The sequence below is a fragment of the Paenibacillus sp. FSL H7-0690 genome, assembly GCF_037980415.1.
GTDB lineage: Bacteria > Bacillota > Bacilli > Paenibacillales > Paenibacillaceae > Paenibacillus_AQ > Paenibacillus_AQ odorifer.
The window spans coordinates 4,320,390-4,345,391 of record NZ_CP150281.1 but is presented as its reverse complement, the minus strand read 5'-3'; the positions used below and the strand labels follow the sequence as shown (position 1 = coordinate 4,345,391).

At 37.4% G+C, this 25,002-nt stretch carries 22 protein-coding genes; 21 read left to right on the top strand and 1 reads right to left on the bottom strand.

Features of this window, described 5'->3' with window-relative positions; translation table 11 throughout:
* The 18 genes from MHI32_RS19155 to MHI32_RS19070 all read left to right on the top strand — a co-directional run bounded on the left by MHI32_RS19155 (position 1) and on the right by MHI32_RS19070 (position 21,752).
* Positions 1–1,353 carry a sodium-dependent transporter gene (locus tag MHI32_RS19155; RefSeq protein WP_076127152.1) on the top strand — a complete coding sequence of 451 codons (1,353 nt, stop codon included), beginning with the start codon at positions 1–3 and terminating at the stop codon, positions 1,351–1,353.
* A 260-nt stretch (positions 1,354–1,613) separates the two neighbouring features.
* Complete coding sequence (locus MHI32_RS19150; RefSeq protein ID WP_052097124.1) at positions 1,614–2,285, top strand: GntR family transcriptional regulator; 672 nt, start codon at positions 1,614–1,616, stop codon at positions 2,283–2,285.
* Positions 2,286–2,305: 20 nt separating this feature from the next.
* Complete coding sequence (locus MHI32_RS19145; RefSeq protein ID WP_340010560.1) at positions 2,306–3,466, top strand: amidohydrolase; 1,161 nt, start codon at positions 2,306–2,308, stop codon at positions 3,464–3,466.
* Between the two features lie 27 nt (positions 3,467–3,493).
* Positions 3,494–4,537 (top strand): methionine ABC transporter ATP-binding protein, encoded by a 1,044-nt coding sequence (locus MHI32_RS19140; RefSeq protein WP_036688670.1) that lies wholly within the window; start codon positions 3,494–3,496, stop codon positions 4,535–4,537.
* Complete coding sequence (locus MHI32_RS19135; RefSeq protein ID WP_036688669.1) at positions 4,512–5,171, top strand: methionine ABC transporter permease; 660 nt, start codon at positions 4,512–4,514, stop codon at positions 5,169–5,171. Before MHI32_RS19140 ends, MHI32_RS19135 begins: the two co-directional genes overlap by 26 nt.
* A 30-nt stretch (positions 5,172–5,201) precedes the next feature.
* Positions 5,202–6,221 carry a uroporphyrinogen decarboxylase family protein gene (locus MHI32_RS19130; RefSeq protein ID WP_076127146.1) on the top strand — a complete coding sequence of 340 codons (1,020 nt, stop codon included), beginning with the start codon at positions 5,202–5,204 and terminating at the stop codon, positions 6,219–6,221.
* An 11-nt stretch (positions 6,222–6,232) separates the two neighbouring features.
* On the top strand, positions 6,233–7,060 hold the full coding sequence (locus tag MHI32_RS19125; protein WP_076141012.1) for a MetQ/NlpA family ABC transporter substrate-binding protein: 828 nt from the start codon (positions 6,233–6,235) through the stop codon (positions 7,058–7,060).
* 17 nt (positions 7,061–7,077) lie between these two features.
* Positions 7,078–7,884 (top strand): pyrroline-5-carboxylate reductase, encoded by an 807-nt coding sequence (gene proC / locus MHI32_RS19120; RefSeq protein ID WP_340010558.1) that lies wholly within the window; start codon positions 7,078–7,080, stop codon positions 7,882–7,884.
* A 2-nt stretch (positions 7,885–7,886) separates the two neighbouring features.
* Positions 7,887–8,651 (top strand): VOC family protein, encoded by a 765-nt coding sequence (locus tag MHI32_RS19115; protein ID WP_340010557.1) that lies wholly within the window; start codon positions 7,887–7,889, stop codon positions 8,649–8,651.
* Between the two features lie 377 nt (positions 8,652–9,028).
* A complete protein-coding gene (locus tag MHI32_RS19110) occupies positions 9,029–9,673 on the top strand; it encodes a Type 1 glutamine amidotransferase-like domain-containing protein (protein ID WP_076127138.1) in 645 nt (214 codons plus the stop codon).
* Between the two features lie 310 nt (positions 9,674–9,983).
* Positions 9,984–11,132 (top strand): DUF3626 domain-containing protein, encoded by a 1,149-nt coding sequence (locus MHI32_RS19105; protein WP_340010555.1) that lies wholly within the window; start codon positions 9,984–9,986, stop codon positions 11,130–11,132.
* Positions 11,133–11,893: 761 nt separating this feature from the next.
* Entirely contained in the window at positions 11,894–12,316 is a 423-nt protein-coding gene (locus MHI32_RS19100; protein ID WP_340010554.1) for a recombinase family protein, read from the top strand.
* 207 nt (positions 12,317–12,523) lie between these two features.
* On the top strand, positions 12,524–13,402 hold the full coding sequence (locus MHI32_RS19095; RefSeq protein WP_340010553.1) for a recombinase family protein: 879 nt from the start codon (positions 12,524–12,526) through the stop codon (positions 13,400–13,402).
* Between the two features lie 174 nt (positions 13,403–13,576).
* A complete protein-coding gene (locus MHI32_RS19090) occupies positions 13,577–14,806 on the top strand; it encodes a hypothetical protein (RefSeq protein ID WP_076301652.1) in 1,230 nt (409 codons plus the stop codon).
* Between the two features lie 21 nt (positions 14,807–14,827).
* Positions 14,828–15,424, top strand: coding sequence for a hypothetical protein (locus MHI32_RS19085; RefSeq protein WP_280753075.1), 597 nt, complete (start codon positions 14,828–14,830; stop codon positions 15,422–15,424).
* An 18-nt stretch (positions 15,425–15,442) separates the two neighbouring features.
* Positions 15,443–18,322 carry an ATP-binding protein gene (locus MHI32_RS19080; protein WP_076301650.1) on the top strand — a complete coding sequence of 960 codons (2,880 nt, stop codon included), beginning with the start codon at positions 15,443–15,445 and terminating at the stop codon, positions 18,320–18,322.
* A 2-nt stretch (positions 18,323–18,324) separates the two neighbouring features.
* The gene (locus MHI32_RS19075) at positions 18,325–20,199 is read left to right on the top strand and encodes a serine/threonine-protein kinase (RefSeq protein ID WP_340010550.1); all 1,875 of its coding nucleotides are present in this window, start codon (positions 18,325–18,327) and stop codon (positions 20,197–20,199) included.
* Positions 20,200–20,783: 584 nt separating this feature from the next.
* Positions 20,784–21,752, top strand: coding sequence for a hypothetical protein (locus MHI32_RS19070; protein ID WP_076301648.1), 969 nt, complete (start codon positions 20,784–20,786; stop codon positions 21,750–21,752).
* 112 nt (positions 21,753–21,864) lie between these two features.
* On the opposite strand, the gene MHI32_RS19065 is transcribed toward MHI32_RS19070, so the two are convergent.
* Entirely contained in the window at positions 21,865–22,113 is a 249-nt protein-coding gene (locus tag MHI32_RS19065; protein WP_076301647.1) for a helix-turn-helix transcriptional regulator, read from the bottom strand.
* A 304-nt stretch (positions 22,114–22,417) separates the two neighbouring features.
* On the opposite strand from MHI32_RS19065, the gene MHI32_RS19060 reads away from it, so the two are divergent.
* The 3 genes from MHI32_RS19060 to MHI32_RS19050 all read left to right on the top strand — a co-directional run bounded on the left by MHI32_RS19060 (position 22,418) and on the right by MHI32_RS19050 (position 24,964).
* Positions 22,418–23,374, top strand: coding sequence for a hypothetical protein (locus tag MHI32_RS19060; protein ID WP_143766405.1), 957 nt, complete (start codon positions 22,418–22,420; stop codon positions 23,372–23,374).
* Positions 23,375–23,389: 15 nt separating this feature from the next.
* On the top strand, positions 23,390–23,728 hold the full coding sequence (locus MHI32_RS19055) for a hypothetical protein (protein WP_340010549.1): 339 nt from the start codon (positions 23,390–23,392) through the stop codon (positions 23,726–23,728).
* 213 nt (positions 23,729–23,941) lie between these two features.
* A complete protein-coding gene (locus tag MHI32_RS19050) occupies positions 23,942–24,964 on the top strand; it encodes a retron St85 family RNA-directed DNA polymerase (RefSeq protein WP_081383208.1) in 1,023 nt (340 codons plus the stop codon).
* Positions 24,965–25,002 lie beyond the last annotated feature (38 nt).

Genomic DNA, 25,002 nt, shown 5'->3' with positions numbered 1-25,002 from the left:
ATGAATCAAATGAAGGGTAACAAAAATCTTCTCTCGGAGAAGGAGGAACGCTTCTCTTCCGCGGGCTTTATTTTTGCCGCCATCGGCAGCTCGGTTGGGCTAGGGAATATGTGGAAGTTTCCTTATATTACAGGAGAAAATGGGGGGGCAGCTTTTTTCCTGCTTTTCATCGTCTGTTTAGTGCTGATAGGGTTACCGGTGCTGTTGGCAGAACTGGCTATCGGACGCAGCGGGCGTGGTAGCGCGGCGACCTCTTTTATGCGGGCTGGAGGCGGGAAAAGTTGGTTTGCAGCTGGAATGTTGCAGGTACTTGCGCCGTTTCTAATTCTCTCTTTTTATATTATTGTTGCTGGCTGGACGCTGAACTATTCGATGATTGCTTTTAATGGACAACTATTCAGCACTACTGATTATGCAGGCGAATTCAATTCGTTTGTCTCCGGATATATGCCAATCGTTTGGCAGGGGATAGCCATTCTGATTACGGCGGGTGTAGTCATCCTTGGCGTATCAGGCGGGATTGAGAAATTTAACAAAGTATTAATTCCTGGTATGGTCGTACTCCTTGTAGTGTTAATGATTCGCGCAGTAACCTTACCGGGTGCATCCGCAGGGGTATCTTTTTTCCTAAAACCGGACTTTTCAGTGTTGACAGCGGAATCTGCGCTAGTTGCATTGGGACATGCCTTCTTTTCATTATCGCTCGGGATGGGGATTCTCCTGACTTACGGATCTTATGTTGATAAAAAACAATCGCTGGGTACCGCTGCAATCGCAATCGGTGCAGGAGATTTGTTATACGCGTTTATCGCAGGCTTGATTATTTTTCCGACGACGTTCTCATTTGGTATTGCTCCTGATCAGGGGCCTTCGCTGATTTTTATCGCTTTGCCAGCCGCTTTCTCGGCTATGCCTTTTGGTGCGCTTTTCGGCGGTTTGTTCTTTATCTTGCTGGCGATTGCTGCTCTAACCTCAGCTGTATCGCTGCTTGAAGTGCCTGTATCCTTCACAATGGAGCGCTGGAATTGGAGCCGGAAACGTTCGGTTTGGATTTTGACGCTGATCTGTTTCCTTCTTAGTATTCCTTTAGCGATGTCACTGGGGATGTTCCCGGAACTAACGATTGGTGGCAAATCTCTATTTGATGGGCTGGATTTTATCACCTCTAACATTATGCTGCCGCTTGGAGGTCTGCTGATTACCATCTTCGCCGGTTATTTCTGGAAAGGTGCAGCGGAAGCCGCTGGACTACAGGCGCGCTGGTTCCGTGTTTGGCTGTTTATGCTCCGTTATGTGGCGCCGATCCTAGTGTTCCTAGTGCTGCTCCATACCTCGGGGATTATTTCCTTCTAATTCTGAAATTTATTTATCCAAAAATAGCTCTACAACCCCTGAGGGTTGTAGGGTTTTTTGTGTTGAAAAGAGGGGATTAAATTGATTTTTAATTCCTACTTGACTAGGTGGAATAATTGGAATATAGTATAAAAAAGCTTGAACGGTATGGAAGGGAATGTAACTAACCAATCCATTCTTAACTAATAATTGTATACAATTATACAAATATATTATTGGGATTCGGACCCCACAGATTATCGATGAGGAGCAGTATAGAAATGGCGATACGATCACGAAGGTTATCAAAGGATAATACCTACTACGAATTAAAACAAAAAATTATTGATAGCGAGTTCGAACCGAATCAACCTGTAAATGAAGAAAATTTGGCGGCCTTGCTCGGGGTCAGCCGCACACCTCTTAGAGAGGCGATACAGAGACTGGAGAACGAGGATTTTCTGGTTCGACAGCCAAATGGAAGACTGCGGGTAGCTTCAGTAACCCTTAAAGAGGTTGAAGAAATATTTCTTATTCGCAGCATGCTTGAAGGCTATATTGCAAGAAGTGCAGCTAAGCATGCCACAGAGAAAGATATTGTGAATTTAACGACGATGATTACAAAAATGAAACACTCGTTCCAGCTTGGTGATAATCAGAATTTTGTTACATATGGATTTGAGTTCCATGATTATTTATCAGAAATCAGCGAACTAAAAACCTTCGAGAAGGTTCTGAATCAATTAAGAGATCATTCGCTTCGTTATTGTCGATTCGTCTCTATGCATGGGGATTGGAACACACAAGCGGATGAAGAACATGATCTTATTTTACAAATGATCGCTGCTAAAAATGAAGATGGTGCTGAAAAAGCCATGCAAGATCATATTTTAAGCAGTCTATCGACTGCGCTTGATCGCATCAAAGGGATTGAAGAAAAGCTGGAAGCATAACGAAAGGGGAGACATCACCTATGAAACCACTAAATGAGGTTGAGCAATCTTTAGCTAATCAATTAATAGAGGTTCGCAGAAACCTGCATCGTGAGCCTGAATTAGCGTATGAAGAGTTTAAAACCACAACAAAATTACGGGAATGGCTGACCCAAGCCAATATTCACATCCTTGACTTGCCTTTACAAACCGGACTCATCGCAGAGATCGGGCAGGGTCACGGACCCATAGTGGCCATTCGTTGTGATATTGATGCACTTCCCATAGAGGAACAAACTGAATTGTCCTTTGCCTCAGAGATCCCAGGAAAGATGCATGCCTGTGGTCACGATTTTCACACGGCTACTATTTTAGGTGCTGCATTATTATTAAAGGCTCGTGAAAATGAACTACCTGGAAAGGTTAGAGTATTGTTTCAACCCGCGGAAGAAACAGGGCATGGGGCGGAAAGCGTCTTAGCCTCGGGAGGACTCCAGGATGTGGCGGCTATATTTGGTCTCCATAATTCACCTGACTTGCCTACGGGAGCTTTTGGAACAAGAACAGGAGCTTTAACAGCCGGTGTTGACCGGTTTGAAATTACAATAAAAGGTGTCGGCGCTCATGCTGCTTATCCTGAAAAAGGTGTGGATACGATTGTAACTGCAGCTCAGATCATTACCGCACTACAAACCATCGTAAGTCGCCAAAACAGCACCACGGAACCAGTAGTGTTAAGTGTTACCCGAATTAATGGAGGCTTCACATGGAATGTATTGCCGGAAAAAGTCGAATTAGAAGGTACAGTAAGAACTTACAATGAAGAGATTCGCCGCAATATTCCAATACAAATGACTCGTCTTATCGAAGGGATTGCTGCGGGAGCTGGGGCAGAGGCCCAGTTACACTGGCATCCAGGTCCACCCGCAACGATAAATCATGGGGAATGGGCGGACTTTACCAAAGAGATCGCCTCAGATTTCGGCTATGAAGTACATGATATTCCTCCACAGATGGGTGGAGAAGATTTCTCTTTTTATTTACAACAGATACCGGGTGCTTTTGTGAATATAGGATCGGGTCCAGCCTATCCCTTACATCACCCTCGTTTCGATGTTGATGAAGCTGCGATATTGCCAGCTGCTAAGTACTTCGCTTTATTGGCAGAACAAGCGCTGGTGAAGCTGCAAGAGGAAGCTTAATCCTAAAGATGATTGAGGGGAATGGAAATGATTGAATTAAAGAATGTTTACAAATCGTTCACTCGGAAAGGGACAACTATTGATGCTCTTAAAGGAATCGATTTAAAGGTCGAGAAAGGCGATATATTCGGGGTTATCGGCTATAGCGGTGCTGGGAAAAGTACATTAATTCGTTTAGTCAATTATTTGGAAAGACCCACCAAAGGACAAGTTATGGTCGCTGGACGTGATTTGGGAACATACAACGATAAAGAGTTGCGTACCGCTAAGAAAAATATCGGAATGATTTTTCAACATTTTAATCTATTAGAATCAAAAAAAGTATTTGATAATGTGGCGATCCCTCTAGTTCTCCTAAAAAAGAATAAAAATGAAATCCGCCAGCGGGTAATGGAGCTGCTAGAGTTTGTTGGATTAAGTGACAAAGCGGGGAGTTACCCGAGTGAGCTATCAGGTGGTCAGAAGCAACGTGTCGGGATTGCCAGAGCGCTTGCCTCGAATCCGTCTATCCTTTTATGTGACGAAGCGACCTCTGCCTTAGATCCACAGACCACACATTCTATCTTACAGCTATTAAAAAAAATCAATGCTGAATACAACATTACCGTGATGATCATTACACATGAAATGTCCGTGATTCAAGAAATTTGTAACAAGGTAGCGGTCATGGAAGAAGGCCGGATTATTGAGCAAGGAAGTGTTCTAGATGTATTCGGAAGTCCAAAACATCTGACCACGCAAAATTTCGTGAAGACGGTTATTCAAAATAGCATGACCTCTAGCGTGCGGAAATCTATCAAAACAGAACCCGGAAGTCAGCTGTACAAGCTTAATTTTGTGGGAGCAAGTGCCTCTGAGCCTATCCTGTTTGAAATGATTCGCTCCTGCGATATAAAGGTCAATATTTTATTTGCGAATACGACGGAGATTCAAGAAACAACACTGGGAACAGTGATCATTCAATTCGATGGTGAGGCAGCAGAGATTAACAATGCATTATCTTTCTTAACAAGAAATGGAGTCGGTGTAGAGGAGGTAGAATCTAATGTTTTCGACCACAGTAACAGGTGATCAATTTCTGCAGGCGATTATAGAAACAATTCAAATGGTAGGGTTCTCCTTGTTTGTTGGTTCCCTGATTGGGATCCCATTTGGGATATTGCTTGTCATCACTCGTCCGGGTGGGGTTTTGGAGAACAAAGCGCTTTACGCCGTACTAAATCCAATTATCAACATCATTCGCTCATTGCCTTTTATTATTTTACTGGTTGCGATTGTGCCTTTCACACGATTGATTGTTCATACTTCAATTGGGACAAGCGCAGCGATCGTACCCTTGATTATCTATATCGCACCTTATATAGGACGGTTGGTAGAGAACTCACTGCTTGAAGTGAATCCGGGAATCCTTGAAGCCGCTGAGGCGATGGGAGCCACTCCTTTTCAAGTCATTTGGTACTTTTTATTGCCAGAGGCGGTTGGATCCTTAATCCTGTCTCTTACTACAGCGACGATTGGTTTGATAGGTGCAACTGCAATGGCTGGAACGGTAGGGGGAGGCGGCGTGGGAGACTTGGCGATCGTATATGGATACCAACGCTTTGACACTGTTGTCGTAGTAGCCACCGTGATTATCCTGATTATTTTAGTGCAAGGTATTCAATCTTTAGGCAACACGCTAGCAAGAAAAATTCGCCGTTACTAGTTACTACATATTCTGGGAGGGACTCGACAGATGAGTGAATGGAGTAAGCAAGATCGTTTTAAAGCATTATTATCTGGAGAACGGGCGGATCGTCCAATCGGAAGTGGTTGGCGCCATTTTATCGACAAAGAACAAACTGCAGATGATTTAGCAGAAACTACGATTTCTTTTACGAAAAAATATGATTGGGATTGGGTCAAGATTAATCCAAGAGCGACTTATCTGGCGGAAGCTTGGGGGAATCAATACGATTTTACGGATTATCAGACCGTATTTCCGAGACAGCAAACGACGGCTATTCCAACAGCGGCTAGTCTGTGGGATATCGACGTCAAAAAGGCAGTCCAGTCAGCCCCTTTGGCAGAGCATTTAGATGCGGTTAGAAAAATTCGTCAAGGGTTACCAGACACCCCGCTAATCCAAACTGTATTTTCACCATTAACAGTATTGCTATTTATTGTAGGGCGTTCTGCTTACGTTACTAAAACGGTGTTTGGTATTGAGCACCCGGTAACTTTGGAATCCTTGTTTAAAGAACATCGAGCGGCAGCACATCATGCGCTACATGCGATTTCCTTAACCTTAGCCGATTATGTACAAGAGTTACAGCAAGCGGGTTCTGACGGTTTGTTCTACGCAGTGACGGGCACAGCTCACCCAGGATTATTTGATGAAGCTATGTTTGACGAACTGTCCAGACCTTATGATTCTATTGTTTTAGAAGCAGCGAGCTATGGAAAAAACATTCTTCATACTTGTGGAGCCTACGCCCAGCCTGAGAAGTTTAACGATTATCGGATTGACGGGATCAGTTGGGATACGATAGCCGAGGGGAATCCAGGGTTAGAGGCAAATCTCAAAGCTACTAAAGTGGGTGGAGTCGATCATGGGTTGTTTGCGGTAAACGATATTGCCCAAATCAAGCAGCAAGCTGAAGATGCATTAAAGTTAATGAAAGACCAGCCGTTTATTCTATCTCCAAATTGCGCAATCCCACTCAATGTGACGGATGAGGCGTTGGCACAATTTAAAAAATCTATATTGGAATAGGGGAAGTAAGCATGAAAAAGTTAATGTTAGTGATGATGATAGGTGTTCTTGCAGTGTTGACGGCTTGTGGCAATAAAGAGGCGGGGGATTCTGGAGATAAGAAAAAGCTTACCGTTGGATTTGGTGTCGGAACCTATGAGGAACAATTCCGCCAATCGATTCTACCGATTCTAGAGAAACAAGGGTATTCCGTTGACATTAAAACCTTCTCGCAAAACATGCAGGTCAATCCAGCAATGAAGGAAGGCTCCATTGACGCAAGCATATTCCAAAGTACAGCTTATATGGAGGCCATTAACGAAGAAATCAATGCAGATATGGTCGGAATTGCTTATGTTCCAGGTGCTCCACAAGGCCTTTATTCTGTAAATCATACCACGCTAGACGATGTTAAAGACGGTACAACCGTAGCTGTTCCGAACGATCCGGTAAACCAAGAGCGTGCACTGCGTATTCTGGAAGAATTGGGTTGGGTCAAAATTAAAGAAGGGGCAGGCGTAGCGGATTTTAATATTAATAGTATGGAACCGGATAAATATAATATTGATATTAAAATATTGGACCCCGCTCAAATCCTTGTCTCCCTTCAAGATGTTGATTATGGCGTTGTAAATGGTAATTATATTGCTAATTCGGACAGAAAGATTACGGATGCTTTAAAAATAGAAAACACACCTATGGAACACAGAATTATCGTATCGGTTAATAAAAAGGATGAAAATTCTCAGTGGGCTAAAGATTTGAAAGCTGCTTATGAATCCAAAGAGTTTGAAGAATATATTCTTGGATTAGAAAAATATGATGGTTTCATTCTACCTGAAGCTTGGGACAACAATTAATTAAGGAAGTGAACGGAGTGACCAAAGAAAAGATTCATTTTATTGGTGGCGGACAGATGGCGGAAGCGATCATCCGCGCATGTATAGCGAATAACACCTTGTCTGTAAATCAAATTAGTGTATCGGATATTAATGAAGCGCGTCTGCAGTTTTTAAATACGAAATACGGTGTAGATACGAAGAGTTCGCAAGAGCATAACCTGTCTACAGCAGATGTGATTGTAGTGGCAGTTCGCCCACAGGATGATTTAACTACCCTTGGTCAAAACGTACAACAATTCGCTACAGCTTCTGCCGCAATCGTATCGATTGTGGCGGGTGTGACGAATGATCAGTTAGCTGGTTATTTTGGAGCTGAACGGCCCATTATCCGGGTTATCCCCAATACTTTGACTGATACAGGATATGGCTATAGTGGTGTAGCGTTAAATGCTTATGCTACTCGTGATCAAGTGGAGCATTTCCTACTCGGCTTTGGAAAAGTACAATATCTGGATGAGGCGTTAATGGATGTTTTCACTGGATTTGGTGTGGCGGGTCCTAACTATATCTATTATTTCATTGAATCTCTCGTGGATGCAGGTGTACTTGCCGGACTGCCGCGTGAGCAAGCCTGGAAGGTTGCACTGGAGAATATGATGGGCTCGGTAGCAATGCTGCAACAGACAGGGCTGCATCCACGACAGCTGCTGGATATTAATAATTCACCTGGCGGTGTCGGCATGCATGGCTTGTACGAATTAAACAATAGTGATTTCGCAGCGGGTCTGCAAAGAAGTGTTCTGGCAGCCGTAAAACGTACTACTGAGCTGGGAGTGAAGTAAGCATGGCAACGATGAAATGGGATCATTTAGTTCACTATGTCAATGATTTGGCCAAACCGGTTGAGCTCTTTGGAGCTCATGGATTGGTTGCTTTTAAGGGAGGCTCTCATAAAGATTGGGGAACCTATAATGCCTTAAGTTACTTTGGGCTAACCTATCTCGAGTTTCTGGGCATTGAGAATCTTGAGCTGGCAAAGGCAACTGAACATAATTTAGTGGTGAAAGATGCAGTAAAACTTCTACCAGAACATGAAGTTCTAAGTAGAGTAGTCATCCGGACGGATGATATTGAAGAAGTAGCGGCTTCCCTGAAAGCAGCAGGCTTATCATTATCTCCAATTATCGATGGTAAGCGTCTAGATAACGAGGGAAGATTAATAGAGTGGCGGATGATGACCATTGATGGTGACTTTGGGGGACTGGTCTATCCGTTCATCATTCAATGGAGCGGAACGGATACAGAGCGAGTGGAAAGATTAACATCATCTGGAGTCATTAAGCCTCATCCTGCGGGAGAAGTCGAAATCGTGCGTGCTGTATTCCATGTCTCCGATCCTGAAGCTGCAGCCAACCATTGGGGAACGATATTCGGACTGCCAGTTACGAAGTCAGAGGATGATACCTTCAGCCTTAAGATTGGCGATAGATCATTTGCTTTCGTGCAAGGAGACGAGAACCAATTCAAGCAGGTGGTTTTTGAAACGGATTCGTTAGACCTGAAAGGGAAGAAGATTTCGATTGGTGATGGGGAGTATGTTTTCGTTTAAGGGACTAGTATCTTTATAATTTTAGAAATAAAGACTTACTTGAAGGGATCGATACCTCGAGTAAGTCTTTTTGCTGTTCACCGAAGGAACTAATGATGCTTGGATTTTTTTGTTTTAATTAATTTGTAAGATTTATTGAATTTCATTATATGGTACGATGTCCATGATATAAAAGGAGGTGAAGATAATCGGTGCAGAACAAAAATACGTGGCCCATTTCCTCGCCGGATAAGCTTAATGTGGATCTAGCGCAGATAAAAAACTTTGATTATGCCTCTAAATTTATATTACTATAGACATTTTTCACTTGCCTGGCGCTATGAATTTTGATAAACATAATGGATAAATTTAGATATTACATATGGAGGTAATTACGGATGAAAACTCACTATTACTTAGATTGGTTTTATGATAAGGGCTTTTCTGAGAAGCTAGTCAATGTGTTGCATGAGGATATAACAGACAGAAAATCGCTTGTTATGATTAGCGCTGAATCGTCTGATTTTAGTGATGAACAAGTTAATATTGATAGTGTTTTTGAAAGGACATGGTTTAATCAGGCTAACATTTATTTTGATGAATATCATTTCATTGATGACCGCACGCAGAAGGAAGATGCCCAGCGATTAATTCAAAACGCCTCTGTCGTTTTTTTATGTGGTGGAACCGCTCGGGACCAAAAGCACCTTTTGACGGAATATGAATTATCGGATTTGATTAAAAAAAGCAATGCTGTTGTAATGGGAACAAGTGCTGGTGGGATGAACATGTCTGATGAATATGTGGATGAATGCACTGTTTGTGAAGGTATGGCTCTTAATCACTTTTCTTTTGAAGCTCATTTTGATCATGATAACACCGCAATGATTGAGGAGCGTTTCCCTTTATCAAATAAAATGGATATTTATGTGGCGGCAGACAAAGATGGTGCTGTACGTGTGAAGGGCAGCAAAATCGACATTATAGGCAATGTATATTTAATTTCCCACTCAAAGATTCAGAAATTGGCTGAGACGCTCTAATTATGGTTGAGTGGTTGTGACACTGACGGTTAACTGAATGGTATTTGTTTTGAGTCCCTATTTGACAGCGCCTTACGAGCAAATCGAGTTGATTACTCCTGCGAAAAAGGAAGATTACGCATAACGCGCATACGATGTTGAAGTCATCAGCATTCGATCTTGAATTTATATCATTCGAGATCCATGTAAAGTTATCGGAATCTGCGATGGTAAGGATATGAATTTTCAAGTGAAGAAGCGTTTGATACACTGAGAGGAGAAATCAAGTCTCTTTTCTTATATACGGGGTCTAGAAAGGAGTGAATAAGCAATGGAGTGGAAAGGCGATGCAAATGCCAATAAAAAAAGAGAGTCTCAGTTCACTGAGGAACTATCGGAGTCACAATTATCGGCTTTAGAATATGTTACGAATTACGCGCGAACTCGAAAAAGTGAAGCAGTTCAGACCATCCATGAAATTCTTCAAATGTCTAATGTGGATCGGGAAGAGTTTAAAGATGCTGTGGTCAAAATAAAGTCACATGCGAAGATTGCTCTACATTTCCATCCAGATCGACTAGATCCGGTAAAGAAAAGTGTTGCAGAGGCGCTATTGGAGCAAGGTGTGTACAAGAGCCAATTTGAGACCTTGTTATCCAGTGGTAGTGTATCAGCCTATTCTGGCGGTCCACGTGATTTGTGGGAGGAAAGACTATTTGGAGGGGCATACCAACAAGAGGGTGCTTCGAATAGCGAACGCCCTAAATATGGCGCTCTTGATTTGATGCGTCATTCGGATGGGCCAGCTCCGCGCTTTGGCTCCTGCTACTTCCTCCTATCCCCTGAGGTTTCTTATCGCAGTACATACACCTATATGGATTCGCATCAAAACCCTGTACAGAAAGGGACATATGCAGAATTTGATGATATGATGGCGGCATTATTAGAGGAGATTTTCTTAAGAGATTCCGCTCTAGGGAAAAAAGATCTTCAATCACAAAAATTAGTCGACCATCTTCGGGTCAACCTCACAATGCCGTTTACAGACCCTTCAAAGGGTGAAGCTAAACGTAATCTTAACCACTATATTGAAGCGCAAGTTCATGGAAACATCCGTCTAAAGGAAGATGTGGAAATCTTAGTAGCCGATCCTTCATTCAAGGGTACTCCAACAGGGCAAGTCCTGGAGCAAATATGTTTACAGTATGCCATCCAACTCTATTGGCACATGGGATTCGCGATGTGGGTAGACGAAGTGCCTTCAGATTTTAGAGGGCCTACGATGCCTTCCTTGGCTAAGCGTATTGCTCATCACGGTTATATTGATGCGAGCATGATTGGATCTGCTGCTATGCACTTAAAGCATGATCCTTCAGCATGGCGGGACCGAGGAACCGAAAAAGAAGTACTTCAAGAATTAAAACTCTTATGGCATGTTTTGGTATGGTACGGAAAGCCGCTCCGAAACTTTAAGTTGTAAGAAGCCTTGGTACGCTTGAAGTTATGGGCATTTAAGTAAACAAACAAATAAATAAATAAGCGAATTTCCCTCCGTATGGGATATTTGACTTGTCATTGATGGGATGTTTGGGTGAATCAATTTTTCAAAGAAGCTTTTGCGGCTCAGTGTTGATTAGAAGTTTTTTGCGTTGAATCATGGAAATATCGCGCTACATCTTCTACCATGTTACAGTACAATGGGACTGTGGTTTATAAGACCTAGATTATAAAAATAAAACATTATGTTTAGTAAGATTCTGCACCCGGCCATTATGCAAGTGATTGCGGATGGCTCAGTCGAAAAGCTGAAGATGCTTTGCTCTATGTACCTGTATTCCTTCGAGAATTCGCTAAGGTATCTGAAAAAGTCGAAACGGGAATTCATTCAAAATAGCCTGAAATAGAACAAGTCGGAGCATGGATTTGTCATGTGCTCTGGCTTGTTTTTATTTTGTTAATTTTTCTGACTGTCTTGCGTAGAATGATGCACTTGGGGAGAGGTATGTCTATCTCGGCCTCGGCTTGGACAGTTTGGCTCAATATCCGGGCCACATGTTCATGAAATTGCCGCAACGCTTTGTCGGATGGCTGATTACTTTCCTTGATTACATATTCACATTTCTTCATGAACTACGCCTCCGAAATTTTACAGTTGTCATATTCGATGATTTGTCATCAAAAATGCTCAACATTCTACTTGAAAGGCAGCAAAAATTTAACAGGTTTGGAGTAGAAACTATTATGGAAAGTAAAACAATTAAACACGTAGCCGTTTATTTAAGAAAATCACGGGATGATGGTGAGTTTGAAGACGTTCTCTCGAAGCATAGGGATACCCTTCTGACCTTGGTCGATAATCGAAATTGGACTTATAGGCTATATGAAAAAGTGGCCTCAGGTGAAAAGATCGAGTCCCGTAAGGAAATGCAGAAGTTTCTTCGACATGTTGAAGACCAGCTCTATGATGGGGTAGTAGTCATGGATATTGACCGTTTAGGGCGTGGAGAAAACAAGGATTGGGCACTCATTAAAGATACATTCTTAAACTCAGAAACGGTCATTATCACACCAAACAAGATATACGATCTAGAAATAGACAATGACGATGTATCCTTTGATTTCATGTCTATTTTTGCCCGAATAGAATACAAAACGATTAAGTGAAGAATGAAGCAGGGCAAGGAGGCCGGAGCGAAGAAAGGCATGTGAACAAACGGAAAGCCACCGTTTCCTTACTACTACGATAAGAACATAAGGTCGGTATTGGTGGATGAAACCAAGCGTCCGATTTATCGAGCGATTGTTGAAAAGTATTTGAATGGAACAAACCTTGGTCATATCGCCATTTGATTGACGGATAACAAGATACCTATGCCATACAACATTAAGCCCGATGGAAAGAACAAGGGATGGTCAAATATTACGGTTCAAAGATTGCTAGCAAGCGAGATCCATTTGGGTTATATCACTTATGGCAAAACCCGTTCCAAGCGTGGTCAGGTGGAACTTGTACCCGTAGAAGAGCGGATTAAAGTCATGGGAACACATGAAAAGATGAAAACGCCGGAAGAACATGAAGCGATTATGGAGCGGCTGCTTAAAAATCGTATGTTGAATCCCAATTCAAGACGTAATATTTTTCCTTTGTCAGGCTTGCTTTATTGTGAGAAATGCGGTTCGCGGATGAGGTTCCGGGTGGGAGAGAACAAGAAGCAGGGGCAACATTGGAGTGCATTGTGCTATCACCAGTACAAAGATGGCAGCAAATGTGAACAGCGTGGCAAGGTAATGGATGCTGATTTTTTCAATGCTCTGTATGATCGGATTATCCATGTTGATCCAAACATTTTGCGGGAAATTGAAATGCATGGCAGTCGGTATAATGATACTCAAGTGATCATCGAGGTCAAAGCGCAGGAATTGAAGAAGCAGAAACGAGCGTTGGACAAGCTGCATGAATCGTATGAAGAGGACATGATAACGAAGCAAGTTTTTTTGGAGCGTAAAGCTATCCGGTCAAGGCAGATACAGAAGCTGGAGGAAGAGTTGAAGGATTTGCGGAAGGTAGTAGTAGATGAAGGTAATTATCCGACTGTGGAGCAGATATATGAGCGGATAGGTGAGTTTAGGGAGTTGTGGAGCACTTCAGTGACGAGTGAAGAGAAGAATCGAGCTTTGAAGAAGCTGGTGGAGCGGATTGTGTATGATCGGGAAGGGAATCGGGTGGAGTTGACGGTTTGTTATAGGTAGAAATCTATTGAAGCAAATATAAGAAAGCAATTAACCCTCTGAAAAAATCAGAGGGTTTTTATATGGAGAAATTTAGTTCTTTTCGCAGGGGAGTGGAAAACCTTGTCGAATTATTACTTTTAAAGATTATTCTCAAATATAACTCATATAGACCATTAAGTAGGGAGAATTAGTATGAACGAATTAATTACTTCAAATTCAGAGAAGGACTACAATCTACCTCATACAGATATTATTAAAGCAAAAGAAATAGAAAAATATCATGAATTATTTCGACTATTTATAACTCGTGATAAAGAAAAAATAACATTGTGCTTAGCAGCAGTGCGGACTTTAGCTAGAGAAACAGATGGAATATTCTCTAAAGAAGAAATGGATCAAGTATTAGGTTATCTGAATACTGATACTCGCAACCAAGTCATAAAAACAATTGTTAAATATGGTTGGATCATTAGCAATGGAGTAAGATATCAATTTCCTGAAAGAACACGTTATATGTTAATGTTTTTATTTACGGTATTTGTTGGAGAAGTAGACAGCTTTAATCGTGAAATTGCTCTTTCTTTAGCAGTAAACGACTTGGATGAGATTGTAGGAGTTGACGAAGAAACATCCGCAGAAAGCTTACAAATAGCTTTTGGTACATTGAGAAGAATTAAAACTGAATTTATTAATTGTCTGGAGCAACGCTCACCAGTGGAAGGGAGAAATTTACTTATCAAAGGAAAAGACTTTCATGAAACTATAGGGAAGATAGAGGATAGATTAAAAAAAATAAATAAGAACTCGTATCATTATACTCAAACCACAGAAGTAAGAGGACTTTTGGCAGAGATAATGAGATTAAGCCAAGAGTTACACGAATTCATCCAGCAAGATATACAGGCTAATGCTCGTTCTTTTGGACAATATTTAACTCCAGAACAGGTAGAAGAATTTCTTCATGAAGCTCCTTTAGATTTGTTAGCAGGATTAATTCAAAAGAACTATTCTTCCCCGCGTAAACCAAGTTTCTTAAGCCGTGAAGAATTAAACAGAAAAGCTGTGAACTACTTAGAGAACAAATCTGAGAAACAGGAACTATCTCCACCACCTCCTATAACTGAGATTGTAGAAAGACGTTATGAAGAAACAAACTTTGAAGGTGCTAGTAATTTGTTTCATAAAGAAATAATGTCTAAATTAATGTCGGATTCCGTAATTCCATTACATGATGTCGTAATAAAAAATAACTACGGTGAAACTGTATTTCGCACTGGTTTATTAACTACTTTGAAAAATGATTTAAGTGGCACCAGTGAGGACTTATTTGATATAAATTTGAAAGATTACATACTTGAAATTAATGAAGGATTTATAAGAAATATAACGGAAGGGGATATTAGACTTAAAAATAAACTTTAAGTTCAGAGAGGAGAAATTTGAATGACTATTATTGATATAGAAGATGAAGCTAAAGCAATCTGTACGCGTTTATATTACGGTTGGGTGGATAAGCAAGAACTACCGAGTTTGGCAAACGATTCTTTATTGTATAGAACAGTTCAGGATAAACTTGCTTGGATAGGTTTTGATCTTATCGATCGACCAGAATGTCCATGGTATGTAATAAGAGTTAAACAGGAATATGATAGTTTTACACAATTCAGGAAACGAAACCAATCATTAAAGGGCTCTCATTTAGCTTTAATTCTTATATTGTATGCTAAATTGCTTCTCCCAAAAAGAGTAGGGCAGGTGAATCTAAGTCAAACGCTTGATATCTCATTTGAAGAAATATATGAAAAGTTTGGGTATAAATTTGCTCGTTCGCTCAAAATACCAACTTCTAAACAAAGAATGGAAAATATTCTTAGTGTACTAGTTAATCAAGGGTATTTGATTAAAAAGCGGGCTGAAAATGTTTACTTGGCTGGGCCATCAATGTTTATGTTACATGATGATTTATTATCGGATTTAGCCAAGGCTAGTTTAGAAACATTATTCGGATTTAATGAAAATAAAGATAAAACTATAAAATAAATTATTGGGGGCACTGCCTTGATAACGATAAAAGAATTTAATACAGCTTATTGGGGGCGCATTGGAACAGTTGCTACTCCTTATCAATTTCATAATAAAGTAAATGCTTTTGTTGGTGCTTCTGGAAGCGGAAAAACTACTTTGATGGATGCGCTTCGAATTGCGCTAGGAGATGCCAAATTTGAATATAATCGTGCAATGGACCATTATATAAATAAAAATTCAAATTGGTCTGTTGTTCAAGTTTCATTTTGGAATAGTGAGGTTCAAGGAAGACCATTTCTAGCTTTAGGATTTACTGAACCTGTAGTTACTGTTTGTGTTAGACTAGATCGTTCTTCAGGGGACTGTAAACGTGAGTATTATATGTTCGATGGTTCCTTTTATGATATTACTAACTTAGGACAAAATCCTAAAGCGTATCTATTGAATAAAGTTAAGTATGGAGAATATTTACAAAAATTAGATACTATAGGATTAACATATTCGTTTAGAAAATTAATGTTAATGAAGCCTGAAGATGTACAAAATGTTGTTGGGATGGATTCTAATCGTTTATTTCAACTTATATTTGATATTAAAGGACAAAAGAGTATACAGGCAGATCATGATCTTACTTCAGAAAAATTAAAAGAAGTAAAAAACTTAGAACTTCAAAGTTTTGAGGACTTATCTAATGCAAAAAAAACGCTTGATGAATATGAAAGTCAAAAGAATAAATTTGAAGAAAATGAAACTCGTAAACTTAATTTTGAAAAAATGAAATTGTTATTTTCGAAAAAAAAGTATTGGAATAATAAAAATGAGCTTGAGCGACAACAAAAACTAATGATTGAAGAAGAGTTGAAACTAAAAAATTTAGAGACTAGTAAAGTTGATTTAAATGAAAGAATAGTATCTCTGCAAAACAAACTATTACAAGAGAAACAAGAGGAACTGAAAATAAAAGATATAATAAATTTCGCATATGAAAATGTTAGGATTAAAGAAAGCGAGAATGGAAGTTTAGAGCATTCTCTCAAAAAACTTTCTACTGAAATTAAGCACACAGAATGTATAGCATGGGAGGATATGGGGTTATTAAAAGACAAGCTTGATGTGGTTGAAGTTAGTTTGCAGAGTGTGAATTTCAATTGTAGGACGCTTGAGAAAAATATAAAGGAATTAGTAAACGAGCTTGAACCACTAAAAAAAGGTGATAGTGCATTTCCTACATGGGTCACACAATTTAAACATGCATTAGAAGATAAAAAAGTACCCTATTTAATTTTAGCAGATAATATTTCAATAAAACCTGAGTTTAAAAAATGGATTTCTGCAATTGAGGCATATTTAGGGCGTGAAAGATACAGAATAGTGACTTCAGAGGAATTCCATCTTCAAGCTAAAAAAATTCAAGAGAAAAGTGAATATGGGGCTCGTGTCTCTAAACACCGGTCTAGCAAGCAGTCAATAAAAAACCGAAAACCGCACGGGAATTTTATTGCTCTAAGAAATGCAATTGAAATAACAAATGAGGATGAGATTGGCGGATATTTAGATTATTTAAATGATATTTACTTGGTTGAAAGTGTGGAAGAAGGACATCAACTCTCACAAGACGGATATAAAAGCCTGACTCAAAAAGGGTTGCTTCAAGACCAAGATGGTGGGTTGTTTTTAAAAGCTAGAGAAATGGTTTGTGGACATTTTGCTAGGGAAAAATATAGAAAGTTGATTGAAGAAGAAATCGAGAGTTTATCTACTCAGTTAACTTCTATACATAATGAAAAAATAAGACTAGAGCAACAGAAAAAAGAATATTCCAAGCGGATAGAAGATCAAGTGCTTTTACGTAAGTTGCCTCAATTGAAAAATGAATATGAAGTTATAGAAGAAAATCTTGCTAAAATTAAAATAGAATTAGAAGCAGCCAGTAAAAATTTTCAAGATGCAAATGAACTTAGAGACAAAATATTAAATTTGATTACTGAATTAGAAAAAGAACTCGTTCAAAAAGAGTCGGAAAATGTAGCTCTTAAAAAAGAGATTATTGATGCAAGTGGATCAATCAATGGATATAGAGGAAGTATTGGAGTTTGTAAAAATATTTTAATTAAGTCGATTATTGATTTGCAAGATTTAGGTTTAGATGATCATGCAATATCTTTCATTGATGTCGAGATAATTCAAGAAAATATTTTTTTAAGAGATGATGGGACTGAATGGAATTTTGAAGAATTAGAGAAAACGGTAAAGATTATTACTGAAGATATAGAACATTTTGAAAAAAATAATAAAATCGATCCGGGAATTATTGCGATGGTTGAACCACAAAAAAGGAGAGTGGATTCTTTAATTAAAACTTATGATTTAGCTAAAGAAGATCGCGAAAAGTGGGAGACACAATTAGCATTAGCAGAGATAGCTTTGAAAAATCACGTTCAAGAAACAATGTCTCAGTATATAGATGAGTTTAAGTCAATGGCTGAATTATTAGGTGCAAAAGGCGAAGGGAAGTTCCAACAAGAAGGGCCAAGTTATTTGAACTGGAAAATCCAAATGAAGATAGGGTTTGATGGGAAAGAGTTAGTAGATTATGATGACCCTGAGTTTTCTTCAGGTCAACGAGCAGCAATTAGTATTATGTTACTTCTTGCCGCAGTTAGTAATCAAAAAGAAGGAACCCAAAATAGTCTTATGTTTCTGGATGAGCCTACTTCACGCGTAGATGATGCCCGAGCAAATGAAATCGGCACTATACTACAAAAATCAAATATTCAATATTTTATTACACATCAAGTATCTGAGAGCTTAAAGTCAATTGACTGGATTAACCATGCATTTGTTACTTCAAAACTGAGGTCTGGACAGAAATTTGCTGATAATCCTATTTTCGAATCAAGAAGGGAGAATTAAGGATGGACAAAAGTGAATTGAATCTTTTTTTCAAAATTGATGAAAGTCATCCGGGCATACAAATAGAAAAAACTTTTAAGGAATATCCTTTTCCTGTGAAAATGATGGCATTTGGTCGTTTTTTTTATGGAATAGAGGAGACTCTCAACAAGCCGCATGGTAAAAAAAAATTGATGGAAAATATAGTGAATATTCTTTCTAAAGGCCAGAAACAATATAAATCTTTTAGTAATAATATTTTGAAAAAATTCACGTGGCCTGAAATAAGCGATGCTTTAGAAATTCTTTTAGTGGATGGAATCATACAAGTTACTTTTAGAAACCAACGTCCGAGAAAAGGTAACGAGTGGTTGCCATCTTATGTTCATCTTGACCCCAGAGCAATTGATTTCCTTTCAAAGAACAAGCCTGATATTACATTTGAGCTTGATTTGATAAGGAGTTTAGTGAACCAGTTATTATCTAATTCATCTGCTCCTATAAGATCAACCATTATTGGTTTTCTTGATAATGGAGCTATTACAGATGATTTAGGCACACTTATTGCTGATCTTACATCATTAGAAAAATTCAAATCAATTATTCTGGGTGTTTCATATTATTTTAGTTTTAAAGAGAAAGGAGAAACAGTTCCATTACGCTATATATCAATTCAAATTTGGCATCAGCCTAAAGTATTAGCTAAATATAAAAATGAAATCGCACTTTTATCATCTATTACATTGGAAGAGTTGGATTTGATTCTTCTTCCAGACATCAACTATAGTTTGAATTATTCTTTAATAGCTATTTCATCGATAGAAGAATTAAACCAAGAATTTATTCAATTATCAAAGTTTATAGATTTTGAAAAAAAAGAGAGTTTAGTATTAAGTAGCTTAGAAGAGATAGAAAGATGTAAAGACTCTCTCATGGAACAAATAGGAAGTTTATTTGATGATTCTACATTGCTTCAAGAATTTTTAGTATTATATAACTCTCTGAAAAAAGAACTTGAAGGAGGAGAATTTTTAAATTTAAAGCTAATAACCATAAAGGAAATTAAACAAACACTTAGCACCATAAAAAATTACTTACTAAGGATAGATAGTATAAAATTTAAATTTGAGTTGATTGTTTTGGAAATAATAGGTGGAGGAGCATTTTCACGAGTTTTTAAAGTATTTGATCCCCAAGTAAATGAATTTCTAGCTTGTAAAGTGCTTTTTCCAAGAAGCTATTTTATACAGGTGTATGGTAACGATGGAGACGAATACATACAACGGTTTAAAAGAGAAGTTCGATTGCTAACTAAAGAATTGAAGCACAACAATATCGTTAATGTAGATACAATTCATATGGAGAGTTCACCTTTCTGGTTCACTATGCCATTAGCTACATGTTCATTGCATGATTGGTTGAAAAACAACCGTGATGCATCAGAGGAAGAAAGGATTGAAATATTCAAACAAATAATGTCAGGAGTAAAATATCTACATGGAAAAGGGAAATTCCATCGAGATTTAGCTCCGAAAAATATTTTGCTTTATCAGACAGAGAACAATTTAAATGTGAGGATCGCTGATTTCGGATTAGCAAAAGATCCCGAATCTCTTTCACTTTTCACTGGTAAATCAAAGCGTGATTATGGACATGAAGATTATACTGATCCTGAACAATTAAATAGCCTGGCTGATTCTTCAAATTTATCAGATATTTATTCACTTGGGGCATTACTATATAACTTGCTAAGTAATAAGCCTCCTAAAAAGAGAAAGTACGTCAGAGTAAAATGCCAAAAAGTAATAACAAAGGCTATGGATATAAGGAAGAGTCGTTATCAAACGGTATCAGAGTTTGAAGAGGATTTATCTGAATTCTATGCCGAATTTATATAACTATCATAATAAATTCATTTTGGCTCATAAATAGTAAAATTATAATTAAGACTTGCTAAATTACTTTTTTGTAGCTCTATGTACGCCTTCCCTCACTAATTTGGGTAAACTAACCCTAAGCAATACTTTACCCAAATCCACTGAAAAGCGGCGATGTCCCATGACAACTCCAAAAGTACCCAATAGATTAGCCAAGGAAAAGTCGACGTACCTGCTGCAACACGCACACAACCCAGTGAACTGGTTCCTTGGTCGGACGAGGTTTATGAAATCGCCAAGGGTGACAACAAACATATCTCCGTTTCTATTGAATATAGTTATTTATTGACCCACACGTACCTGTCAAGTGAATCAATTATTAGTAAGCTTTCACCGATGTTGGTGGGAGTTTTTTTGTTGAAATCATAGCGTTTGTTTTCATAATTGGGCCCCATTTTATGGTATGATTAGGGTCAAAATATTTTGAATATCACAATAAAATTAATTCATAGTGTTTATTTGTGTTCTGTTATTTAATGTGCTTTTTAAATATTACGTTATGTGAAAGTAAGGATGAATTCTTTTAAGAAAGTGGTTGATAAATAATGAATATTTCGCTTAACAATGAAGCTAATAGGATAAGAAATTCCACAATGTTTAAGGGTTGTATACATAAAGATAATTACTGTAACGGAATAACGTCAAAAGCACATTCAATACAAAATAATAGATACTTGAATAAACTTTCAGACAATGGCGAAGTCTTATGTATTGATTTCGGTAAGTTGGGTTTGAGGAAAAAACTTAGTTTAGAATCTGTTGGAAGAGGTAAAGCTTCTATTTTTACTGGATTCTGTAATCATCATGATAAAGAGATATTCTTGCCAATTGAAAAATACGATTATAAATTAAATGACACTGAACAAAATTATTTATTTGCTTATAGAGCATTTGCTTTAGCCTATTATGAAAGGCACAGTTCATTTGGATTTATGAAGGAGCATCTTGAAATTAAGAAAAAAAAAGGAGAAAACACTAAAGAATATGAGCAAAAAGTTAATTTCTATAAAAAGCATTTAACATTTATTGAGCAGTTAAAAAATAGTATGAATAATAATCTGGATAACAAGAGATTCGATAGAATTAGTACAGAAATTATAGTTTGGCCTCATAATTATGGGATAGCGGCAACTTCGATGTTTTTTGTAAATAAAGATAAATTTGGAAGGATAATAAATGACCCCCAATATTATATCTCTCCTTTTTTCTTTACAATTATCCCGCAAGAGAATAAGACTTTTGTTTTAATGAGTTATTTAACAAAAGATAAGAATCGATATAAATTTTTAAAGCAACAAATAGTCAATACTGAAACATTTGAACAACAAATGTTAATATCTAATTTACTTGCTATGAATGTTGAAAATTTTTTTATTTCTCCCGAAAAGTGGGCGAAAATTCCTTCTAACATTCAAAAGATGTATATTGATATTTTAGAAAGCACTATGGGGGGAGAAAAACCGAGAATAGGATATTTTGGGAATTTAAATATTTTTAATAATAATAAATTGTAAGATTACTCATAAATGTATGCACCTTTACATATGCAGTGATTACGGTGGCGAGCCTAACACCCATTGGTCTACTAATGAGGGAGTTACATTTGTAGACTAACCCGTGTTTGAATCAGAAAATGTTGTATAGATTTTGTTTATTTAGTTGTTCTTCAACAAATTGAACTAACTTAGCAGCCTTCATATCCAGCGCCGCGGCAATAGCAAGCAATGAATTCAATGTAGGCTGATGAATACCACGTTCTAGCATGGATATGTATGTCCAATCAAGGTTGCTTCGAAAGGCCAGTTCTTCCTGATTCAGCTTTTTTTCTTTACGAATGGATTTTAATACTTGTCCAAAAATTTCTTCTGAGTTCAAAGCGATGGTTCGTAATAATTGAGATGTGACAGTAGAGCTTAAGAATCGTATATAGATGTACTAAGTATTAAGAGTGTTTCTCCTTGTGAGAAAGATAAGGTAAAAGGTATTCGGTGTCATAACCCATCTACGTTATATGTGAATGGGATTTATTCTGCTTAAATTATGTGAGATAAGTTGTAGTTGGTAATGTGAGTAGGAGTGATAGCATATATGAGAAACCTCTATTAAGAGAAGTTATATATTATTACAGTATATGATATAATCTGAGAAGAAAGTATTGCTATTAATGGATGTGGGAATTATGGAGTTTGATCTGAAAGAAGTTATTAAACATTGTGAATTAAAGTGGGGAATTGATGACAGTTTAAAAGACTTGGAAGGTAAAGTTCTCAATTGGATAAATCAAGCGGAGGAAAGAGAACAGATAATTCTTCTAAATCTATTGAAGAATTTTGAGTACTATACCTTAAAAAGAGTCAATGCGGTTTTTGTTGAACTTCATACTTCCCTATCCGAACAGTATGAAGATGTTCTCCATCGATATCAAACCAATGGGTACTCCAATACTCTCTTTTTTCCCGTATATAAAAGAGATGGGACCAGAACAAGTTCATTCGATATGCATGGAAGTTACCGACATTCAAACAATCTTTCTAAACATTGCTTTAAAACGGAATTATCATTGATATTAGAAGATAAAGACTTTCCTTTTGATCAGATAGATAATATAGTTTTTATTGATGACATGGTTGGAACTGGAAACTCTATGGTGAAATTCCTAAAGAGTATCTTACGTCTATATGGAGACAAGTTTGATCTTCTCTCTAAAAAGTTTTTTCTGATTGTACTTGAGGCATGCTCCCATGGTGTTGATACAATAGAGAATTACAAGAATGAGACAGGCATTAATTTGTCTTTAGTTTACTCAAAATTACATAAAAAAGCCTTCTCAGAAAATCACCTATTTGTGGCCGAAGAACTTGAGACCTCAAGAAAAATTGTTTATGAATTAGAAATGAAAATAAATAATAATAATCCTCGGAATGTTTTAGGATATGAAGAGTCTGAGGCATTGATGTCTTTCTATCACAATATACCAAACAACACGCTTAGTTCTTTCTGGCAAGAAAATGAATCGATAGGGTGGCAACCGCTATTTCCAAGATCAAGACACGATAATCCCTTTTCAAAAAGGAAAAAGTTGTCTGAAAAACAAGATCTTCAAAAAAAATCAAATTATATTGCAAGATCCTTGTAAAGAAGAGTGAGTTAAATGGACTATAGAGATATATTGATCATATTTTACATGAACTCAGTAAAGGAAGATTACATTTATGCTGATTTAGTTGAGTTGCTAGGACTTACTTACACTTATGTTATTGACAAAATTGATTATCTCATTGAACAGGAGTACTTGATTGTCAATGAAAGAAAGATTATTGAAGTAGGGCGGAAAGGTATAGAAATACTTTCTGAAAAAAGATTTTTGGATATCAATATATTTGATTTATACGATGGAAAAGAGTTAGTTAATGGAAAAATATCTAAACAATTAGAGATAAATGATATTTATATTCCTAAAAACTTTGACGAAAAGTTTAAGGGCTATTAATATAAAATTGGAGGATATAACTCGTTAGAAACGGAACTGCGAGTCGTGGTTCATTTAGCAAAGTTACTAAATAGATATCCATAAATAGCAAAGTGCGCTATTTATGGATGCCTTTTTAAAAAGACAAAAAGGCATCATCGGAAATCACGATGATATTTTCAATTAAAGATAATAAAGTAACGAGTTATTATCCCCAAAATATGAGGTAATGATATGAAGGAATATGAGTATATCAGTCGTTTAAAAGCAGCGCTAATTCAAGAGAATTATGATGATGATTATATCAAATTGTGTAATGATTATAGCTATAGACTACTTGAAAACTCTTTACCTGTTATTTTCGATAAAGAACATCTTTCTCGGTTACTTGGTTTAGAAGAGAGATATTTTTTTCAATTGTTTATGATGGCTGATGGCTTTTATAAGGAAGTTCAAATACCCAAAAAGAAATTAGGTCAATTTAGAAACATTTCAGTTCCAACTGAGGTATTAAAATACGTTCAAAGATGGATACTCGATAATGTTCTATATAATATAAGGGTGTCAGAAGCTACAACTGGCTTTGTAAAAGGTAAATCTATCGTTGATAATGCAAAAAAACATGTGAGAAAAGAATGTGTAATAAATATGGATTTAAAAGATTTTTTTCCAACTATTACATATGATTCTGTATTTCGCCTTCTTAAATATTATGGTTATACTAATGAAATAGCATTCATCTTGTCAAAGTTATGCACTTTCCGTGATGTATTACCACAAGGTGCTCCAACAAGTCCTTTTATCTCTAACATTGTGTGCTATAAGCTAGATATTCGTTTTATTAAACTTTGCAATAAAATTGGAGCTGACTATAGTAGGTACGCTGATGACTTAACTATCTCAGGCCCACGATATATTGTTGGTTACTTGAATCTTTTTAGTGACATCATCGTTGAAGAAGGATTTCAGATAAATGAAAGTAAAACCCGCATACAATATCCGAATAATCGTCAAGAGGTCACTGGCCTAATAGTGAATGATAAGATATCAGTTCCAAAAGAAACGAAAAAATATCTTCGACAACAAATATTTTATTGTAAGAAATATGGCGTTAATAGTCATTTGAGAAAGATAAATATACAAAAATCCAATTATAAAGAACATTTATACGGCATAGCATTTTTTATTAAAATGGTTGAGCTAGAATTAGGAGAAAAATTTTTGGAACAATTAAATGAAATTGAATGGGATTATTAAGTTGAAGTACAGTGGATCAATGCATCTTTGTTAAATGC

Bases quoted from the DNA above. Each gene is read 5' to 3' on its own strand.
- MHI32_RS19150 (WP_052097124.1), top strand. From the start codon at position 1,614: ATGGCGATACGATCACGAAGGTTATCAAAGGATAATACCTACTACGAA.
- MHI32_RS19125 (WP_076141012.1), top strand. From the start codon at position 6,233: ATGAAAAAGTTAATGTTAGTGATGATGATAGGTGTTCTTGCAGTGTTG.
- MHI32_RS19060 (WP_143766405.1), top strand. From the start codon at position 22,418: ATGGAGTTTGATCTGAAAGAAGTTATTAAACATTGTGAATTAAAGTGG.
- MHI32_RS19115 (WP_340010557.1), top strand. From the start codon at position 7,887: ATGGCAACGATGAAATGGGATCATTTAGTTCACTATGTCAATGATTTG.
- MHI32_RS19050 (WP_081383208.1), top strand. From the start codon at position 23,942: ATGAAGGAATATGAGTATATCAGTCGTTTAAAAGCAGCGCTAATTCAA.
- MHI32_RS19130 (WP_076127146.1), top strand. From the start codon at position 5,202: ATGAGTGAATGGAGTAAGCAAGATCGTTTTAAAGCATTATTATCTGGA.
- MHI32_RS19135 (WP_036688669.1), top strand. From the start codon at position 4,512: ATGTTTTCGACCACAGTAACAGGTGATCAATTTCTGCAGGCGATTATA.
- MHI32_RS19155 (WP_076127152.1), top strand. From the start codon at position 1: ATGAATCAAATGAAGGGTAACAAAAATCTTCTCTCGGAGAAGGAGGAA.
- MHI32_RS19070 (WP_076301648.1), top strand. From the start codon at position 20,784: ATGAATATTTCGCTTAACAATGAAGCTAATAGGATAAGAAATTCCACA.
- MHI32_RS19095 (WP_340010553.1), top strand. From the start codon at position 12,524: ATGCCATACAACATTAAGCCCGATGGAAAGAACAAGGGATGGTCAAAT.
- MHI32_RS19140 (WP_036688670.1), top strand. From the start codon at position 3,494: ATGATTGAATTAAAGAATGTTTACAAATCGTTCACTCGGAAAGGGACA.
- MHI32_RS19075 (WP_340010550.1), top strand. From the start codon at position 18,325: ATGGACAAAAGTGAATTGAATCTTTTTTTCAAAATTGATGAAAGTCAT.
- MHI32_RS19105 (WP_340010555.1), top strand. From the start codon at position 9,984: ATGGAGTGGAAAGGCGATGCAAATGCCAATAAAAAAAGAGAGTCTCAG.
- MHI32_RS19145 (WP_340010560.1), top strand. From the start codon at position 2,306: ATGAAACCACTAAATGAGGTTGAGCAATCTTTAGCTAATCAATTAATA.
- MHI32_RS19055 (WP_340010549.1), top strand. From the start codon at position 23,390: ATGGACTATAGAGATATATTGATCATATTTTACATGAACTCAGTAAAG.
- MHI32_RS19090 (WP_076301652.1), top strand. From the start codon at position 13,577: ATGAACGAATTAATTACTTCAAATTCAGAGAAGGACTACAATCTACCT.
- MHI32_RS19100 (WP_340010554.1), top strand. From the start codon at position 11,894: ATGGAAAGTAAAACAATTAAACACGTAGCCGTTTATTTAAGAAAATCA.
- MHI32_RS19085 (WP_280753075.1), top strand. From the start codon at position 14,828: ATGACTATTATTGATATAGAAGATGAAGCTAAAGCAATCTGTACGCGT.
- MHI32_RS19110 (WP_076127138.1), top strand. From the start codon at position 9,029: ATGAAAACTCACTATTACTTAGATTGGTTTTATGATAAGGGCTTTTCT.